This is a genomic window from Natronomonas pharaonis DSM 2160 (assembly GCF_000026045.1).
In the GTDB taxonomy this organism is placed as follows: Archaea; Halobacteriota; Halobacteria; order Halobacteriales; family Haloarculaceae; genus Natronomonas; species Natronomonas pharaonis.
Genome location: NC_007426.1, coordinates 573,771 through 592,463 on the forward strand (window position 1 = coordinate 573,771; position 18,693 = coordinate 592,463).

At 64.7% G+C, this 18,693-nt stretch carries 17 protein-coding genes; 10 read left to right on the forward strand and 7 right to left on the reverse strand.

Annotation, left to right across the window (positions count from 1 at the left end; all coding sequences use genetic code 11):
- The first annotated feature begins 182 nt into the window (after window positions 1–182).
- From NP_RS02955 to NP_RS02975, 5 genes are all read left to right on the forward strand, one after another.
- A complete protein-coding gene (locus tag NP_RS02955; protein WP_011322316.1) occupies window positions 183–893 on the forward strand; it encodes a class I SAM-dependent methyltransferase in 711 nt (236 codons plus the stop codon).
- 49 nt (window positions 894–942) lie between these two features.
- Window positions 943–1,842, forward strand: coding sequence for a glycosyltransferase family 2 protein (locus tag NP_RS02960; RefSeq protein WP_011322317.1), 900 nt, complete (start codon window positions 943–945; stop codon window positions 1,840–1,842).
- Between the two features lie 145 nt (window positions 1,843–1,987).
- On the forward strand, window positions 1,988–3,568 hold the full coding sequence (thsA, locus tag NP_RS02965; protein ID WP_011322318.1) for a thermosome subunit alpha: 1,581 nt from the start codon (window positions 1,988–1,990) through the stop codon (window positions 3,566–3,568).
- 110 nt (window positions 3,569–3,678) lie between these two features.
- Entirely contained in the window at window positions 3,679–4,887 is a 1,209-nt protein-coding gene (locus NP_RS02970; protein WP_011322319.1) for a mechanosensitive ion channel family protein, read from the forward strand.
- Window positions 4,888–4,932: 45 nt separating this feature from the next.
- On the forward strand, window positions 4,933–5,655 hold the full coding sequence (locus tag NP_RS02975; RefSeq protein ID WP_011322320.1) for an SDR family NAD(P)-dependent oxidoreductase: 723 nt from the start codon (window positions 4,933–4,935) through the stop codon (window positions 5,653–5,655).
- Here NP_RS02975 and NP_RS02980 read toward each other — a convergent pair whose 3' ends face one another.
- The 5 genes from NP_RS02980 to ppsA form a co-directional block, all read right to left on the reverse strand.
- On the reverse strand, window positions 5,656–6,303 hold the full coding sequence (locus NP_RS02980) for an NfeD family protein (RefSeq protein ID WP_011322321.1): 648 nt from the start codon (window positions 6,301–6,303) through the stop codon (window positions 5,656–5,658). It lies immediately after the preceding gene.
- A gap of 111 nt (window positions 6,304–6,414) precedes the next feature.
- Window positions 6,415–6,627, reverse strand: coding sequence for a DUF7312 domain-containing protein (locus NP_RS02985; protein WP_011322322.1), 213 nt, complete (start codon window positions 6,625–6,627; stop codon window positions 6,415–6,417).
- 199 nt (window positions 6,628–6,826) lie between these two features.
- On the reverse strand, window positions 6,827–8,923 hold the full coding sequence (metG, locus tag NP_RS02990; protein ID WP_011322323.1) for a methionine--tRNA ligase: 2,097 nt from the start codon (window positions 8,921–8,923) through the stop codon (window positions 6,827–6,829).
- Window positions 8,924–8,977: 54 nt separating this feature from the next.
- Window positions 8,978–10,030 carry a tyrosine decarboxylase MfnA gene (gene mfnA / locus NP_RS02995; protein ID WP_011322324.1) on the reverse strand — a complete coding sequence of 351 codons (1,053 nt, stop codon included), beginning with the start codon at window positions 10,028–10,030 and terminating at the stop codon, window positions 8,978–8,980.
- A 63-nt stretch (window positions 10,031–10,093) separates the two neighbouring features.
- The gene (ppsA, locus tag NP_RS03000) at window positions 10,094–12,373 is read right to left on the reverse strand and encodes a phosphoenolpyruvate synthase (RefSeq protein ID WP_011322325.1); all 2,280 of its coding nucleotides are present in this window, start codon (window positions 12,371–12,373) and stop codon (window positions 10,094–10,096) included.
- Window positions 12,374–12,681: 308 nt separating this feature from the next.
- Between ppsA and NP_RS03005 the strand changes: the two genes are divergently transcribed.
- Window positions 12,682–13,590: an ABC transporter ATP-binding protein gene (locus tag NP_RS03005; RefSeq protein WP_011322326.1), complete on the forward strand. Its 909-nt coding sequence runs from the start codon at window positions 12,682–12,684 to the stop codon at window positions 13,588–13,590.
- Window positions 13,587–14,387, forward strand: coding sequence for an ABC transporter permease subunit (locus tag NP_RS03010; protein ID WP_011322327.1), 801 nt, complete (start codon window positions 13,587–13,589; stop codon window positions 14,385–14,387). Before NP_RS03005 ends, NP_RS03010 begins: the two co-directional genes overlap by 4 nt.
- 20 nt (window positions 14,388–14,407) lie before the next feature.
- On the opposite strand, the gene NP_RS03015 is transcribed toward NP_RS03010, so the two are convergent.
- Window positions 14,408–15,310, reverse strand: coding sequence for a PhzF family phenazine biosynthesis protein (locus NP_RS03015; protein ID WP_011322328.1), 903 nt, complete (start codon window positions 15,308–15,310; stop codon window positions 14,408–14,410).
- Between the two features lie 90 nt (window positions 15,311–15,400).
- Between NP_RS03015 and NP_RS03020 the strand changes: the two genes are divergently transcribed.
- Together NP_RS03020 and NP_RS03025 are read left to right on the forward strand one after the other, a co-directional pair.
- Entirely contained in the window at window positions 15,401–16,093 is a 693-nt protein-coding gene (locus NP_RS03020) for a phosphoribosyltransferase (RefSeq protein WP_011322329.1), read from the forward strand.
- Window positions 16,090–16,686, forward strand: coding sequence for an HD domain-containing protein (locus tag NP_RS03025; RefSeq protein WP_011322330.1), 597 nt, complete (start codon window positions 16,090–16,092; stop codon window positions 16,684–16,686). The genes NP_RS03020 and NP_RS03025 overlap by 4 nt, the downstream gene beginning before the upstream one ends.
- 1 nt (window position 16,687) lies before the next feature.
- Here the strand turns inward: NP_RS03025 and NP_RS03030 are convergent, their stop codons facing one another.
- On the reverse strand, window positions 16,688–17,251 hold the full coding sequence (locus NP_RS03030) for an RAD55 family ATPase (protein ID WP_011322331.1): 564 nt from the start codon (window positions 17,249–17,251) through the stop codon (window positions 16,688–16,690).
- A gap of 176 nt (window positions 17,252–17,427) precedes the next feature.
- On the opposite strand from NP_RS03030, the gene NP_RS03035 reads away from it, so the two are divergent.
- On the forward strand, window positions 17,428–18,669 hold the full coding sequence (locus tag NP_RS03035; RefSeq protein ID WP_011322332.1) for an RNA-guided endonuclease InsQ/TnpB family protein: 1,242 nt from the start codon (window positions 17,428–17,430) through the stop codon (window positions 18,667–18,669).
- The last annotated feature ends 24 nt before the right edge of the window (window positions 18,670–18,693 follow it).

An 18,693-nucleotide genomic window follows, 5' to 3' on the forward strand; every position in this document is an offset into this window, starting at 1 on the left:
TTTGCCGGAACCGTTTAGGACCGTTATGGAACGGATGCTTCATGATAGCTGTCGCGTTCGGGTCGCGAGCAATAAAATTTCAATCATGTTTCTCGTTGTTACCCCGCTCCCGATACCCGCTCCCCACTCGCGCCGCGGTATCCAGCATCCTTTTATGCTCTGGGAAGGTCCGTTGAGGTAGCGTGAAGGGACAGGAGTGGTACCAAGAGGACGACATCGCTGAGGCGTACGACGACAAACGCTTCTCCGGCGGCGGCCGTTACATCGACCGCAGGGAGAAGGAGGCAGTGCTGGACGCCTTGGCCCCAGTAGACGGCAAGCGTATCCTTGAGGTCGCCTGCGGTACCGGGCGGTTTACGGTTATGCTGGCCGAGCGCGGCGCCGACATCGTCGGGATGGACATCTCCGAGGCGATGCTCGAACAGGGACGGGCAAAAGCCCGCGCCGCAGGCGTCGAGGAGACGCTTTCGTTCCTGCAGGGCGATGCGGGCCGGCTTCCGTTCCCCGACAACCACTTCGACGCCGTCTTCGCGATGCGGTTTTTCCATCTTGCGCCCGACCCCGAGGGGTTCATCAAGGAGATGCGCCGCGTCACGAAAGACCAGATATTCTTCGATACGTTCAAGCGATACTCCGCCCGTTCGATTTACAACTGGGCGCTTCCGATGGGGTCGCGGCTCTACTCGACCCGCGAGGCGAAAGAACTCGTCGTCGGTGCTGACCTTGAACTGGCCGACGCGGCCCACGATTTCATCGTTCCGTATGGCTTCTACCGGGCGGTTCCGCGCTGGCTCGCACGGCCGTTCCGCATGGCCGATACGACCATCGGACGGACAACCGCCGGCGACCGCCTCGCGTCCGTCTCCTACTGGGACGCTCGCATTCCAGAATAGCGGGCTACAGACGCGGCACTTTTAGTGGCCGGCGACGCATCTACCTCGCATGGAGGTTTCGGTCGTCGTTCCGACGCTGAACGACCGCGAGGAGCTCCGCGGCTGTCTCGATGCGCTGGCCGCGGAGTCGCCCGCTGAAGTCGTCGTTGTCAACGGCCCCTCGACCGACGGGACAAGCGGGATGGTCAGAGACCGCGACGATGTCGCGGTGTTGGTCGAAGTCGACGACCGGAACGTCAACGCCGCCCGAAACGCCGGGCTCGACCGCGCCCGCGGCGATGTCGTTGCCTTCGTTAACCCCTCGCTCACTGTCGAATCCGGCTGGCATGGGGCAGTTGTCGATGCACTGTCGGACGCCGACGCCGTCACGGGCCCAACCCATGAACAGCTACAGGCCGGCGTCGCCACCGATACCGCCGAATCGCGGCGCATCCGAGGTCGGACGGTCACCTACTTCAACGGCGGCAACGTCGCGTTTACCGACGAGACGCTCGAAGACATCGATGGCTTCGACGAACGGCTCGATGTCGGCGGCGCACGCGATGCTGCCCATCGAATCGCGGGGGTCGACCGCGAGGTCGCGTGGTCCGCAGAGATGTGCGTCGCCAGGGAGGCGGCTGCCGATGGCGGCCGGACTGAGCGAGGCTGGCGAAGTCGGTACCGGTCGCTTACCTACCGGCTCGCAAAGAACTACGGTCCACATCCCACCGTTGTCATCCGGACGCTCCGCCACGCGCTTGACGATGCTGCTTCCGCCTTCCGCGATGTCGCTCGCGGCGATGCGAAGCCGACAGTGTGGCTCGGCAACGGACGTGATGTCGCCGTCGGCGGTGTCTCCGGATTCACGGACGGCCTCCGTGCCCGGTATGCCGACCGCTCGCCGGCCCGAAACCCCGCCGGCTGGTCGGACCGCACCGACCGTGCGGTCGCTGTCTACGACCGTCGGTGACCGACCGGCCGGAGCCACTGCCCGCTCCATCACCGTGATATCCGACCCGGTATCAACCCCTGTCCGAAATCGGGGGTATCACCGCCCCGTCTCCCGGCTGTTGCGGTAGTTTTATATAGAACCGCTGACGACATATCGAACGAACATGTCACAGCAGATGCGCCAGCGGCGCGGACAGCCGCTTTTCATTCTCAGCGAAGATTCGGAGCGTACCCGCGGCAAGGACGCTCAGTCGTCGAACATCACCGCCGGCAAGGCGGTCGCCGAGTCCGTACGGACCACGCTCGGTCCACGCGGCATGGACAAGATGCTCGTCTCCGACTCCGGCGACGTCGTCATCACGAACGACGGCGCGACCATCCTGCAGGAGATGGACATCGAGCATCCGGCCGCGCAGATGATCGTCGAAGTCGCCGAGACACAGGAAGAAGAAGTCGGCGACGGCACGACGACCGCGTCCGTGCTCGCCGGTCAACTGCTCGCACAGGCCGAAGACCTCATCGAAGACGATGTCCACCCGACGACCATCGTCGAAGGGTATCAGGAAGCCTCCCGGCTCGCACTAGAGGCAATCGAAGACCAGACGCTCGGCGGCGACGTCGAGGATGACGACCTCATCTCCGTTGCCGAGTCCTCGATGACCGGCAAGGGAACCGGCGACATCGACGCCGAAGCGCTCGCCGAGACGGTCGTCGGGGCCGTCCAGCAGGTTCGCACCGACGACGGCGTCGACCGCGACGCGATCTCGCTTCGGACCCAGACTGGTGCGGGCGCATCCGCGACCGAGCTCGTCGAGGGCGTCATCAGCGAAGAAGAGCCGCTCCACGAGGACATGCCCCGCGAGCTTGCGGACGCCTCCGTTGCCGTCCTCGACCTCGATATCGAGGTCGCCGAGGCCGAAATCGACGCCGAGTACGACATCTCCAGCGTCGACCAGCTCAACGCCGCCATCGAGGCCGAAGAATCCGAGCTCCGTGGCTACGCCCAGACTATCGTCGACGCGGGCATCGATGTCGCCTTCGTCACCGGCGATGTCGACGATGTCGTTGCTTCCTACCTCGCCAAGGACGGTGTCCTCGCGTTCGACTCCGTCGACGACGACGAGGCCCGCTCCATCGCCCGCGCGACGGGTGCGAGCTCGGTCGCGACCCTCAGCGACATCGAGGCAGACGACCTCGGTAACGCCGACACCGTCTCCGTCGAGACGTTCGGCGACGACGAACTCGCCTTCATCGAAGGCGGCGCGGCAGCCGAGACCGTCACCGTCTTCGCACGCGGCGGCACCGAACACGTCGCCGACGAGCTCGAACGCGCTCTACAGGACGCTCTCGATGTCGTCACCGCAGCCATCGATGCCGGCGGTGTCGTCCCCGGTGCCGGTGCGACGGAAATCGCCGTTGTCGACCACATCCGCTCCAGCGTCGCCAGCGTCGAGGGTCGCAAGCAGCTCGCCATCGAAGCCTTCGCCGACGCCGTCGATGTCCTGCCGCGAACGCTCGCCGAAAACACCGGCATGGACCCCATCGACACGCTCGTCGAGCTTCGTTCGACCCACGAATCCGAGGGTCGTGCGGGCCTCATCAGCGAGGGCCAGTCCGGCAACGTCGGCGACCCGGTCGAACACGGCATTCTCGACCCTGCCGCAGTCAAGCGGGAAGCCATCGAGTCGGCCACCGAGGCTGCGACGATGATCGCCCGCATCGACGACGTCATCTCCGCCGAGTAACCCCCTATCGCTGTCCGACCGCCGTCGGCCCACCGACGAATTCCGTTTTTTCCGGCGCTGTTGCCCCGTAGAGCCGGATTTTTGTATCACTAAAGAATGTACTAGCGTGGATGCAGTTGTTTGAGGACGCCCGGCTCGCGCTTGAGGGACTCGCGACGACCGAGGCACGGCTAGCAGTCAGTGCTATCATCGCTATTGTCGCCATCATCGTTGCGACAGCCGTGTTACCACGCATCATCCGTCGAATCGTCGACGCAGTTGACCACCAGCTAGAGACGGCTGATGAGGAGAGTTTCGCTACGGCCGTCGATGAAGCGGTCCAGTTGCCCTTCCCGACACGCCTCGTTGTCCGGACGCTTCAGACGGGCATTACCGTCGTCGTCGCGCTGGTTCTGCTAATCGTTTGGGGGTATCTCGACATCGCCCGGCTTGTCGCTGCCGTCCTCGCCGACGCGCTCCCGATTCTCGGCCGGCTGCTGCTGTCTATCGGACTGCTTGCGGCCGGTATCGTCGGCACCCGCGTTCTTGAGACGGAACTCGAATCGATGACTGCCGACTCGGAGTTCGTCAACCAGCACCAGCAGGGCGTTCTCTACCGGGTTCTGCAGATAACCGTCTTCACTGCTGTCGGCCTGGCGGCGCTTTCGCTCTGGGATTTCAACCTCGGTGGACTGCTTGTCGGTGCCGGCTTCCTCGGTATCGTCGTCGGGATGGCTGCCCGACAGACGCTCGGCTCGATGATTGCCGGCTTCGTGCTGATGTTCTCCCGACCGTTCGAAATCGGTGACTGGGTCGTCATCGGCGACGAGGAGGGTATCGTCACCGACATCACTATCATCAACACCCGGCTTCGGAGCTTCGATGGCGAGGAGATAGTGATGCCGAACGACGCCGTCTCGGACGGCACCGTCATCAACCGAACCCGCCGCGGTCGCCTCCGGCTTCGGACTGAGGTCGGCATCGACTACGAGGCCGACATCGAGCGGGCTGAACAGCTCGCGGCCGAAGCGATGGCGTCTGTCGATGAGGTCGCCCCCGGCCCGAAGCCGCAGGTCGTACCGACGGCCTTCGGCGACTCGGCGGTGGTTCTGGAGCTCCGATACTGGATTCGCGACCCGAGCGCCCGCAAGAAGTGGCAGACGAAACAGGCAGTCGTCCGTACCGTCAAACAGCGCTTCGACGACGCCGGTGTCGACATCCCCTATCCGCATCGGACGCTCGATAGCCGCCCCGGCTTCGCTGTATCTGGGGCAACCAATGCGAGTGCTCCCTCCCCTGAAGCCCGCGATAGCGATGGCACCCCCAGCCGCGAGGAGTAACCCTCGCCCCGCGAGTTTTTGGCCCCGCCGGACGAGCACCCGCACATGGGACGACTCGACGACGAGACGGTCATCGTCACCGGCGCGAGCCGGGGACTCGGCGCATCGATGGCGAAACGGTTCGCCCGCGAGGGCGCAAACACCGTTCTTGCGGCCCGCAGCGAAGACCAACTCGCGGCTGTCGCCGACGAAACCGACGGCGAGACGCTCGTCTGCCCGACCGACGTGACAGACGAAGCGTCCGTCGCGGCGCTCGTCGACGCGACGGTCGACGCCTACGGCGACCTTACTGGTCTTGTCAACAACGCCGCCGTCGGACTACTGAGCCTGTATGACGAACGGCGCCAGACGACCGACATTGATGCCGACGACTGGCGGCTCATAATGGAGGTCAACGCGACCGGCCCCTTCCTCTGTTCGAAGCACGCCGTTCCCGAGATGGAGGCGGGCAACATTATCAACATCTCGTCAGGGCTCGGCCGCCGCGGTGAGGCTGGCTGGGCTCCGTACGTCGCCTCAAAGTGGGCGCTGGAGGGCTTTACCCGCACTCTTGCCGACGAAGTCGCTCCGGAAATCAACGTCAACGCCCTCGACCCCGGCGGCCGCGCCAAGACCGGCTTCTGGGACCACCTTTCGGCGGACGAGCAGGCATCGATACTGCCCGCAGACGTGATGGACGACGCAGCAGTCATGCTCTTGGCGCAGGGCCCCGGCGGCGTCACTGCTGCGTCGCTGCCGGCACAGGACTGGGAGGACCGCCTCGGATAGTCAGGCCGGTTCGCTCTCGCTTTCGGTGTCGTCGCTGTGGTCCTGTTCGTTGCTTCCACCGTCGCTCTCCGGCTCGCTGGCGGCTGCTGATTCGTTGCCGGGGGTCGGCTCGTCGTTGGACGTCTTTCGCTTTCGGTCGGCCGCCAACTCGCGGTCGATGTCGTCTTCGAACGCCGACACCGCCTCCACGGTGACGACGTTGCCGCCGCCGGGGTCGATGACCATTACTTTTTCACCCTCCCCGATTTCGCCGTCGAGCGCCCGGGCCTGATAATACGGGTTGAACCCGCCCGAATCGAGTTTGATTTCGCCGTCGTCTTCGGTTACCCGCTGTGTAACGCGGCCGGTCTGTCCCTGCAACGACGAGGAGTCGCTGGTTTGGCCGCTTCCCTTGCCGCCGTAGAAGTCGAACTGCCGGTAGCCGTATAGGGCTGCGCCGCCGGCGACGAGAACGACCGCCGCCAGCACCAGCGGTAGCGCAGCGCCGGGTAACACGCCCCCAACGAGGAGCCCGACAAGCCCCGCGGTGAGCAACGCGACGCCGACGACGATAAAGTGTGCCCCGGGTGCGAACCCCTCCATCACCATCAGCACCGCTCCAACCAATACGAGCAGGAACGGTACCGAGTACCCGAGCAGTTCAGCCATACTCTCAGGTAGGGCCGCCCCGCGGTTAATGCTTCTGACGCCCCCACCTCTGGCCGGCACTCTCTTCGCGTTGGGCACGCTCGTGGCTGACTGGCCGGTACGCCGGGCCTGTCAGCCGACGAACAGCCGCGATATGATAAAGAGCGTGAACCCGACCCCGAGCAGAACGAAGAAGACGTTTTCGAGTGATGGGTCGCCGGCCGCAATCGGTTCGGTCTGTCGGCGCTCGCGTTCGGCGTCCGCCTCGGCTTCGGCCTCCCGCTCTTCGATGTCTTCGAGCGTGTAGGCCCACTCCTCGTCGGGCGGCTCCTCGCTGTCGCTCATACCCCTTGGTAGTGCTGACAGCCGCAAATGGCTGTCGGGTCTGTCCCTCCTTCCGTTGGCAGCCGCCGCAGGACGTATCCGACGCTCTCGTCTGCACATGTCGGGGGCTTTCGCTCTGTCTGTGGTCTGATAGTAGCCAATCGGGTAGGTCTCACACAACAGAACGGATAGAGCGAGACGCCGTTGCCGGCTCTAACGGCTACTGAACCTTCGTTCCCGGCTCGGCGTCTTCCAGCGTCGTCAGGAGGTCGGCCTGTTCGCCCGCGGCCAGCAACATCCCGTTGGACTCGACGCCGAAGAGTTCGGCTTTTTCGAGATTGGCGACGACGACGATTCTCGTGCCCGAAAGCGAGTCGAGGTCGTGGAGCTGTTTGATGCCGGCGACTATTTGGCGGGTTTCAACACCGATGTCGACCGCCAGTTTGGCGAGGTCGTCGGCCCCTTCGATGGGTTCGGCTTCGAGCACCTCCGCGACCCGGATATCGAGGTCTTGGAAGTCTCCGAAGCTGATTCGCTCGTCGGCGACCGGTTCGAGGTCGGCAGCCGGCGGTTCCTCGTCTTCGTCTTCCCCTTCTTCGTCGCCGGCGTCTGCTGCCTCGATGCGTTCTTCGAGCTGCCGGTTTAGCTCCTCGATGCGGTCGTCTTCGAGCTTCTCGAAGAGTTCGTCCGGCTCGTCGAACGCCTCCGGCGGCGACTCCAGCGCCGCACCGAGTTCGGCGTCGTGAACGCTGCCGTCCTCGCCGAGTTGGTCCCACAGCGCCGCTGCCTTCCCCGGCAACACCGGCTCGGCCAGCACCGCGATGGCTTTCGCGATCTGGACGCAGTCGCGGATGACCTGTCGGGCCTTCTCGGGGTCGTCGTCGGTGAGCTTCCACGGCTCGTGGCGCTGGATGTACTCGTTGCCGAACGTTGCGAGTTCGACTGGTGCGCGGCCGAGGCCGCGGACCCGATAGTCGTTGACCGCGGTCCGGAAGTCGGCCATTGCGGCCTCGATTTCGTTTCTGACCTCGTCGCTGACCGCGGCATCGGGCGTGCCGCCGTAGTTCCGCTCGGCGAACAGCAGCGACCGATACAGGAAGTTCCCGAGGGTCCCGACCAGTTCGCTGTTGGTCCGTTCTTGGAGCCCGTCCCACGAGAAGTCGACATCGGCAGTGAACTCGCTGCCGGTGATGATGTGGTACCGGTAGAGGTCCGGGTGCAGCCCAGACTCGATGTAGTCGTCGGCCCAGACGGCGCGGTTCCGCGACGTCGAGAAGGCGTCGCCGTCGAGGTTGACGAAGCCGCAGGCCATCACCGCCCGCGGCTCGTTGAAGCCAGCCCCCCGCAGCATCGCCGGCCAGAAGACGGTGTGGTGTTGGATGATGTCGTGGCCGATGATGTGGACAATTTCGCCGCCCTCCGGCGGGACGCCGTCTACCTGATTCTTCCAGACGGCTTCCCAGTCGTACTCGTCGCGTCCGACCTGCTCGGAGTACTGCTTTGTCGAGGAGACGTACTCGATGGGCGCGTCAACCCACACGTAAAGGACGAGGTCTTCGCCGCTTTCGTCGCCGTCGGCGGGGTAGTCGATGCCCCAGTCCATGTCCCGCGTGATACAGAGGTCCTGTAGCTCGCCCTCTATCCACTCCCGTGGCTGGTTTTGGGCGTTCTCGGTGCCTTCGAGTCGGTCGATGAAGCCGCGCAGGTACTCCTGGAAGTCAGACAAGCGGAGGAACTTGTGGGGCCGAGTGCGGTACTCGGCGGGATTGCCGGTGATGGTCGAGACGGGGGCTTCTATCTCGCCGGGTTCGAGGTGGCGCTGACAGCCCTCGTCGCATTCGTCACCGCGGGCTTTCTCGCCGCAGTACGGACAGGTCCCCTCGACAAAGCGGTCCGGGAGCGGCTGGTCGGCCTCGGCGTCCCATGCGACTTCGATTTCCTTCTCGACGACGTGGTCGTCGTCTATCCACGAGCGGACGAACGACCGCGTCATCTCGGTGTTGGTCTCGTCGTGGGTGTGGCCGTAGTTGTCGAACTCGATGTTGAACTGTGGGAACGTCTCTTCGTATTGCTCGTGGTATTCGACGGCGAAGGATTCGGGGTCGACGCCTTCCTCGGCGGCGTTGACCGCGATGGGCGTGCCGTGCATGTCCGAGCCGCTGACGAAGGCGACCGACTGGCCGAGGCTCTCAAGCGCCCGCGCGTAGGCGTCGCCGCTCACGTACGTCCGGAGGTGGCCGACGTGGAGGTCACCGTTGGCATACGGGAGCCCACAGGTGACAACCGCCGGCGTCTCGGTCGGAAACTCCTCGTGCATACTTCTGTTTGGGTACCGTCAGGGGTAAAACACTCCCGTTCTCGCCGGACCACCCTACGCGAGGCGGTCGAGGTCTGTGAGGAACTCTTCGAGCATCGAACGGGTGACGTGTGGCATACAGACGATTCGGGCCTCGTCGGCCTCGGTTCTGGAGAGCCGCCAGCCGCGCTCCCGGAGGTCGGCAACGAGGTCGTAGGGAAGGTCCATCGCCACGATCGGCAACACCGGATCGACGACGTCGAAGCCGCGGCTCTCGACTTCGGCCGCCAGCCAGTGGGCGTTCGTCTGTGCGGTTTCGTACTGCTGCCGATAGCCGTCCCGCCACAGTTCGTCCATCACCGCCGCCGCGCTGGCGACGCCGGCACCGCTTCGGGTGCCGGTCAGCGTCACCTGCGAGGTCGACTCCAAGTACGGCGTGTCGATGGCCAGTTCATCGAGCAGTTCCGGGCCGCGGGCCAACAGCCCACCGGCCGGCACCGCGGCCTGCCCCATCTTGTGGGGGTCGATGGTCATCGTGTGGATGTCCGCGTCGTCGAAATCCCACGCGTGCTCGGTAAACGGGAGGACGAAGCCGCCCCACGCGGCGTCGACGTGACAGAGCGCGCCGGCGTCGGCGGCCATGTCGGCCAGCGCCGGAATCGGGTCGACACGGCCGTACTCGGTCGTGCCTGCGACGCCGACGACCAGCGCGGTGTCGCTGTCGATGAGTTCGGCGACACCGTCGAGGTTCGCGCGGTAGTCCTCAAGCGGCGCAGTTCGAAGCTCGACGCCGAGGATGTCGGCAGCCTTCCGGAACGAAAAGTGCGCCGACGCCGGCGCGACGAAGTTCGGTGTCCGCGTATCGGCTCGGTTCCGGGCGATGCGGACCGCTTGGATGTTCGCTTCGGTGCCGCCGGAGGCGATGTATCCTGCGGCGTCGGGGAGCCCGGCGACCTCGCCGAGCATATCGACGGCCTCGCGTTCGAGTTTCGAGACCGTCTCGTAGGTTCCGGGGTCGCCGGGGTTCGTCGCGAGGAAGCGCTCTGCCGCCTCGCGGGCCGCCGGATGCGGCTCGGTACACATCGACGACAGCACCCGAGAGAACTCCTGCGGTTCGGCCCGCTGCATACCGCTTTCCAATCGTTCGCGTTGTTTATGAGTTGTGTTTTCAGCTGTTTGCTGCCGGACGGGTCAGCGAATCGAATCCAGCAGGAGTTTCTGTTCTTTCCGTTTGACCTCGTGTTGGACATCCCGGACGGCGTCGATGTTCGCCGAGATGGACGAAACGCCCTCGTTGACGAGGAACCGGACCATCTCCGGCTTGGAGCCGGCCTGTCCACAGATGCTCGTCGCGATGTCGTGTTCCCGACAGGTTTCGATAGTGTTGCCGATGAGCTGAAGCACCGCCGGGTGGAGTTCATCGAACCGCTGGGCGACGTTCTCGTTGTTGCGGTCGACAGCCAGCGTGTACTGGGTGAGGTCGTTCGTTCCGAAGGAGGCGAAGTCGATGCCCGTCTCGGCGAGGTCTTCGATACACAGCGCCGCGGCGGGCGTTTCAATCATCACACCCCACGAGCGGACCTCGGGGTCGACGCCCGCCGACTCCATCAGGTTCCGTGCGCGAACGACATCCTCGGCGTCGTTGACGAGCGGGAACATGATTTCGACGTTGTCATACCCCATCTCGAAGAGCCGACGGAACGCCTCTAGCTCGTGTTCGAAGAGCTCCGGCCGGTCGAGACTACGGCGGATGCCCCGGTAGCCGAGCATCGGGTTGTGTTCGTGTGGCTCGTTGTCGCCGCCCTCCAACTGCCGGAACTCGTCTGTCGGCGCGTCGAGCGTCCGCACGCGGACGGGACGCGGGTAGAACTCCTCGGCGACGCCGCGGACGCCCTCGACGATTTCCTCGATGTACGCGTCTTCGCCGTGGTCTTCGATGTACCGCTCCGGCGTCTTGTTCGTCGACAGAATCATGTGCTCCATCCGGAGGAGCCCGACGCCGTCCGCACCGGTCGCGGCGGCTCGCTCTGCGGCCTCCGGAATCGAGACGTTGACCTTCACCTCGGTCGCGGTCATCGGCTTGACCGGACTCTGCGGTTTGACTTCCTCGACGGCGTCGGTTTCTTCGTCTGGCTCGACATCCCCCTCGGTGACGCTGCCCTTGTCGCCGTCGATGGTGACTGTCTGGCCGTCTTCGAGTGCGTCGGTCGCGTTGCCGGCACCGACGATGGCCGGTGCGCCGAGTTCACGGGCGACGATGGCGGCGTGGCTCGTCATGCCCCCCTCGTCGGTGATGATGCCGCTGGCGCGCTTCATCGCCGGTACCATGTCCGGTGTCGTCATCTCGGTGACGATGATATCGCCCTCGCCGACCTTGTCGAGTTGGTCGAGCTTGCGGACGATGCGGACTGGCCCGGAGGAGACGCCCGGCGACGCGCCGAGGCCTTGGACGAGCACTTCGCCGTCGTTTTCGGCGGTCTCGCCCGCGTCGCTGTCCTCCGAAATCGTCGTAATCGGGCGGGACTGCAGCATGAAGACCTCGCCGTCGACGATGGCCCACTCGATGTCTTGTGGCTCGTCGTAGTGGTCTTCGGCCCGCTCGCCGAGCTCGACGAGCGACCCGATTTCGGTGTCGTCGAGGACCTGTGCCTTCCGCTTGTGGTCTTCGACGTCCTTCTCGACGGTTTCGCCCGTCTCCTCGTCTTTGACCATCTTGACCTTCTTGTCCGCGATGGTCGTATCGAGGATTTCGCCGTCGGAGCGGTCGACGACGTAGTTGTCGGGCGAGACAGACCCGGAAACGACGGCCTCGCCGAGCCCCCACGCGGCCTCGATGATAATCTGCGGCTCGCCGGTCGAGGGGTGTGAGGTGAACATCACGCCGGATTTGTCGGCGGCGACCATCTTCTGGACGACGACGGCAATGTCGACCAGGTCGTGTTCGAAGCCCTGCTCGTTCCGGTAGTAGATGGCCCGCTGGGTGAAAAGCGACGCCCAGCAGTGTTTGATACGGTCGACGAGGTCCTCGCGCGTGATGTTGAGGAACGTCTCCTGCTGCCCGGCGAAGGAGGCGTCCGGAAGGTCCTCAGCGGTCGCCGAGGAGCGAACCGCGACGAAGGCCTCGCCGTCGTCGAGGTTGTCGTAGGCCTCGAGAATCTCCTCACGAACGGATTCGGGAATCTCGGTGTCGAGGATGAGCTCCTTTGCGGCCGCCTCCGCCTCGGCCAGCGCCGCCGAATCGTCGGAGTCGACGTCAACGGCCTCGAAGAGCTCCTCGTCGATGCCCGTCTCCTCGATGAACGCCCGGTAGGTCTGTGCTGTCACGACGAACCCCGGCGGGACCGGCAGCCCCGCGGCGGTCATCTCGCCGAGCGAGGCGCCCTTGCCGCCGACCGCCCCGAGGTCGTCGGACCTGATTTCGTCCAGCCAGAGTACGGATTTGCTCGCGCTTCCGGACCCGTCTTCAGTCATCAAATGAGGCTTTACTGGCCCTCAACTTAGGCCATTCGTTCGCCGCCGACGCTGCGTCACACCGTCCAGACCCACAGACACCGCCACAATTTGCTCGGCGTGTGACCGAAATCCGCCCGACATGTCACTGTTCTCCGCACGGAGTGCTTTTGAATTCCGGTCAGTATGGGCCTCGTGATGGCTTTGCTGCACCCAATGCTGCTCCGCAGACTGTCCCGACTCTTTCTATTCTACCGGATTGAAGCTACTACTACTCTTTCTGTAGCTACCACCAAGCCTATATTCGATGCAACGAAACTCGGCTCCGCATGCCTGCCCTCCAGCTAGAGTCCGTCCACAAGCGGTTTGGAGACGTTGTCGCACTCGACGATGTTTCCTTTTCCGTACCGGACGGCGAAGTGTTCGGCTTCCTCGGCCCCAACGGCGCGGGGAAGTCGACGACCATCGACATCGTTCTCGACTACGTTCGCCCGACTGACGGGTCGGTTTCGGTCTTCGGCCACGACGCACAGGCCGACCCGACCGCTGTCCACGCCCGTACCGGCGTCCTCCCGGACGCGACGGCGCTTGCCGGCCACCTAACGGCCACTGAACACGTCAGGTTTGCTATCGACTCGAAAGGAGCCGATGACGACACCGACGCGCTGCTCGAACGCGTCGGCCTCGACGGCGTCGGCGACCGCCGCGTCGGTGGCTTCTCGAAGGGGATGCGCCAGCGGCTTCTGCTGGCGACGGCGCTTGTCGGCGAGCCGGAGCTGCTCATCCTCGATGAGCCCTCGACCGGTCTCGACCCCAACGGTGCCCGCCGGATGCGCGAAATCGTTCGGGAAGAAAACGACCGCGGCGCGACCGTCCTGTTTTCGAGCCACATCCTCGAACAGGTCGAGGCCGTCTCCGACCGCGTCGGCATTCTCGCCGACGGCGAACTCGTCGCCTGCGACAGCATCGACGGCCTGCGCGGCCGACTCGGTTCGAAAGCACGGCTGTCTGTCACCGTCGATGAACTCTCCGATGCGGCTATCGAGGCCGTCGAGGCACTCGATGGGGTCGTTGATGTGTCCGTCACCGGCCGGACGGTCGCCGCCGCCTGTCCCGACGACCGGAAGGCAGCCGTCGTCGACGCCGTCCGGACAGACGGAGCCACGGTTGAGGACATCGAAACCGGCGAGGCCTCGCTTGAGGAGCTGTTCGCCGCCTACACAGGGGAGAGCCAATGAAGCGGTCGCTCAGGACGCTGGCCGAGCGTGACTTCCGGGACCCGTTCCGCTCGCGGTCGGCATGGCCGACGCTCGTGCTCTTTGCGGCGGTGTTTGGCCTCTTCGTCTACGCCTTGGGGCCGTCACCGGGACCATCGCGACCCGAGTTCGGGCAGCTACTGGTAGCTATCGTCTACTTTCTCGTTCCGCTTGCAGCCCTACAGTTCGGCTACGACAGGCTCTCCGGCCCACGGCAAACCGGCGAAGTACGGCTGCTGCTTGCGCCGCCGCACTCTCGGCGGGACCTGCTCTTGGGAACGGCGCTCGGCCGCAGCGCCTTCACGGCGCTTGTCATCGTTGTCGGCTATCTGGCTGCGGCGGCCGTCTTCGTCGTAACCGTCGGCCTCCCCGCGGCCATGCTCACCCTTGGCGGGCTGGCGGCCGCGCTCGGCCTCGGCGTCGCGATGACCGCCATCGCCGTCGGTGCCTCGGCGGCCACGGCGACGACCGCCCGCTCCGGAATGGTCGCTATCGGCGCGTACTTCCTGTTTCTGCTCTGGGATATGGTTCTGTTTGGCCTCCGGTTTGCGCTCAACGGGTTCTCGCTTCCCGAGGGCCCCCAGCCGGCGTGGGCGGAGCTTCTGGCCGAGCTGTCGCCGATGGAGGCGTACATGAACCTGAACGCGTCGCTTTTTTCCGGCGAGGTCGCTCCCGACGTGGTGACTGCCAGCCCGCCGGTCGCGGTGGCGTTGCTGGTCGCATGGACGGTTGCCCCGCTCCTCGTCGGCTACGCCCGGCTCAGAGCGGTCGACCTCTGACCCGGCCGGCCTCCGGGATATCAGGCTTCGATGATATCGTCGTCGCCCGGTTCCGGGACTGATAGCTCGCCGTCGAACGCCGTCGCTGCCTCGCCACCGACAGTGACCGGGTCGGCCTGTGCCTGTACCCGCACCTTCCCCGGTCGGTCGATGAAGTGGCCTTGCTCGACGACGACCTCAGCCGGTAGCTCGCCGTCGAAGGCTTCGAACGCCCGGAGGTACGCCCCGACTGCCGCCGCCGCCGTTCCCGTTACGGGGTCTTCGTCGACGCCCAGCGCAGGGGCGAACATCCGAGCGTGCAGCGTCGTCTCCGCACCGAGCGTATCGAAGGTAAAGGCATAGACACCCGCCACGTCGAGTTCGTCCGACAACGACGCCACGGCGTCGGCGTTTGGGTCCAGCGCCGAAAGCCCTTCAAGGAAATTGACAGGGACGACAAGATACGGCAGGCCTGTCGAGGCGGTCGCCAGCGGCATGTCAGCACCGACATCGGTCAGGGTCGCGGGGTCGGCACCGAGCGCCGTCGCCAGCCGCTCGTAGTCGAGTTCGACAGCCGCAACCTCCGCCGGCCGCTGTGACAGCCAGACGGTTCCCGAGTCGATTTCGACCGCCACCGCCCCGGCATCCGTCTCGACGGTGTAGCTCCCGTCGTCCAACCGCCCCGTCTCAGCCAACCACGCGTGGGCGGCGACGGTCGCGTGTCCGCAGAGGTCGACCTCCGTCGTGGGCGTAAAAAACCGGAGCCGGTGGTCCGCATCGTCGCTTTCGAGGACGAAGGCCGTCTCCGAGGCCCCAAGCTCGGCGGCGATGGCCTGTAGCTGGTCGTCCGCCAGTCCGTCGGCGTCGGGGACAACGCCGGCGGGATTGCCGGCCAGCGGGTCGGTCGTGAACGCGTCGACGAGCAGGGCGCGTCGGGTCTCCATACCGCTTTCCCCGGACCGGGCGGTGTTAACCGCTTGGGCTCGACACCGTGACCCGGCAGGTATTAGGCGCGAGGGCTCCCAGCCGGAGCCATGAGCGACCTCCCGGATGAGTTCAACTGCACCGTGACGAACTGGGAGTACATCTACAGCCTCTGCCGGGACGTGGCCGACCACGTCAAGGCCGCCGAATTCGAACCGGATGTCGTCGTCGCCCTGGCCCGCGGCGGGTGGTTCGCGGGGCGGTGTCTCTGTGACTTCCTCGGTCTCGACGACCTGACGAGCCTGAAGATGGAACACTACGTCGGCACCGGCCAGAAATCCGACGAGCCACAGGTTCGGTATCCGATGCCGGAAGGCAGCGTCGAAGGCAAGAACGTCCTCGTCATCGACGACATCGCCGACACCGGCGGCTCCATCAGCCGCGCCTACGAGTATGTCACCGAACGCGACGCCGCCGAGGTACGAACGGCGACGCTCCAGCTACTCGACACCAGCGAGTTCGAGCCGGAGTTCGTCGGCGAGCGCCTCGAAACATGGACGTGGGTCGTCTACCCGTGGAACTTTATTGAGGACATGATAGAACTCATCGGCGGCGTCATGGAGAAAGCCGACGCCGACACCTTCAGCCGCGACGACATCCGCCACTACCTGTCGGCCTATCACGGTCTCGAACGCATCGAGATGGAGATCGCGCAACCGGACCGGCTGGACGAGGTGCTCGCGGAGATGGAACGCCGCGGGGCCGCCCGCAAGGTCGGCGACGACGCCTGGCAGCCAGCGTGACCGGTGACATCGACGCGGCGCTTTCGGCGCTGGCCGATGCCTACGCCCTGAAGGACGAACGCCGGACCGGCTGGCAGCTCCGGGCTGTCGAGAACCCGGAGTCGGTTGCGGCCCACTCGTGGGGTGTTGCGACGCTTGTCGTCCGCTTTTGTCCCGACGACCTCGACCGGGAGCGTGCGCTCTCGCTGGCGGTCGTCCACGACATCGCCGAGGCCGAGGTCGGCGACATCCCGACTCGCGCCGACCCGGACGCCGACACGGTCGACGACGAGGAGAAGGTCCGTCGGGAACGGGCGGCACTTTCCGGGCCGCTTGCCGGTCTCGGCGACGATATCCGGGAGCTATGGGAGGCATACGAGCGGCGAGACAGCCCCGAAGCGCGGTTCGTCAAGGATATGGACCTGCTCGATACCTGCCTGCAGGCGCTCGTCTACGAGCGGGACGGCCGCTACGACGCCGACGAGGCGAATCCACACTTCGAGGCCTACGACGGACTCGATGAGTTCTTTGCAACGAGCGAGCCGCGACTCTCGACCGACCGCGGCAGAGACCTCTTCGAGCGCGTCCGCGCCCGCTACGAGGCGCTGTCGTAGGCTACGTGTCCTCTGACAGCCGGACCTGCATCGGCTTTTCGGGAACTGCCCCGCCGCGGTGTTTTGTCACCGCCAGCCGGTTTGTTACCGCGTCCGAAGAGACTTCGAGCGAGAGTTGTACGGTCATATCGGCGCGTGCGAGCGTGAGCCACCGCTCCGGTGGGTTCGGCTCCGCCTCGTGGGCATGGAGCACGACGATGCCGTCGCTTTCGGCCGTCTCCCGTGCCGCTGTCTCCAGAAACTCCCGGTAGGTGTCGGTGTCCCGTTCGAGTTCCGTCACCGAGTCGACGACCAGACAGCCGGACGACGGAATAGACAGGTACGTTTCCGGGTCGAACAGTAGGTCGTCGGGCGTCGCGCTCAACACGGATGCCTCGGGGAGCCGGTCCCGAACACGCGCCGCGTCCCGAAGCGTCGTCACGTAGCGCGTCTCGTTTGCTGCCGCCAGCCGCTCGAGCAGCCGCTCCGACTGGGTGTTCGGCGGCGCGGTTAACGCGACCAGCGTCCCCGGCGGTACTCCGCCCCCGAGGTGCCGGTCGAGTTCGGGGAGCCCGGTAGGATACATGCCCGTAGATGAGCGCGATAATAAATAAAACAGGGTGCTACTCTCTGCCACCGAGCCGCAGTCCCCGACTTTTATCAGCGGACAAGGCGAATACCCCGAGGCTTGACCTCGGGGATGAAGCCGACAACTCGTGATACAAACCATTAAGTTAACACATCCATAATCAAGAGACAGCGATGGAACACAGTCACCGCTACCACGCCTACCCGACACAAGAGGTAGCGGAGCGGCTGGAACGCCATCTCGACGTTCATCGCCAGCTCTACAACCACATCCGGTGGGAATACGAACAAGCCCCCGAAGACGACAAACCGAGTGAGTACGACCAAAACAACAAACTCCCCGGGTGGAAACGCAAGTGGCCCGTCTTCAGCGAACTGCACTCGAAGGCCGCCCAAGCCACCGTTGCACGCTTCCACCGGAACCTCTCGAACCTTCGCAAAAAGAAAGAGAAAGGGTACAACGTTGGTCGGCTCAAACGGCAAGCACCCACCGACTACCGGAGCGTGACGTACAACCAGTCCGGTTTCGACCTCGATGAAAAGAGGGGCCACGACAGGTATGCTCACGTTCGCTTCAGCAAAATCGGTTGGGTGAAAATCCGTTACCACCGACCGATTCCAGACCACGCCACCATCAAAGAAGTCACGTTCAAGAAGGAGACGACTGGGGAGTGGTTCGTCTCCTTCGGACTCGAAACCGACGACACAGACCTGCCCGAGAAAACAGACGTGGAGTCGCTCAACGCGAGCAACAGCGTTGGAATCGACCTTGGCATTCTCAACTACATCCACACCAGCGATGGCAAGACCGTGGACTGGCTCGACCTCGAAGACGAGTACGAGCGTCTTCGCCGTGAACAGCGCAAGTTGTCGCGGAAAGAGAGAGGGTCGAGTAACTACGAGAAGCAACGTCTGAAGGTCGCCAAGGTCAAGCGTCACATCAAGCGGAAGGTGCTGGACTACCAGCACAAAATCACGACGTGGCTCGTCAAAGAGTACGCCGCCGTATTCGTCGAGGAGTTGAACGTGAAGGGGATGCTTGAACAGTCGCACAACGCCCGCAACAAGCAGGACGCGGCGTGGCGACAGTTCATCACCCTCCTCGAATACAAGGCCGACCTGTACGGGTGCCACGTCGTTCAAGTCGAAGCCAGAGGCACGACGAAAGAGTGTGCGTCGTGTGGTGTGGAGACGGCGAAACCCATCTGGGTCAGAAAACACTCCTGCCCGTCGTGTGGGTTCGAAACGGACAGAGACGCGAATGCGGCGATGAACGTGTTGCAGAGAGGCTTTTCTGAACTAGGGCTGGGATGGCCCGAAGACACGCCCGTGGAGACTGTGACCGCTACGGACACACCTGAATTTCAGTGTGTGTCTGCAAGTCACGTCGTGGAAACGGGAAGCCTCGGGGCTTGACCCCGAGGCGATTCACCCTCACCT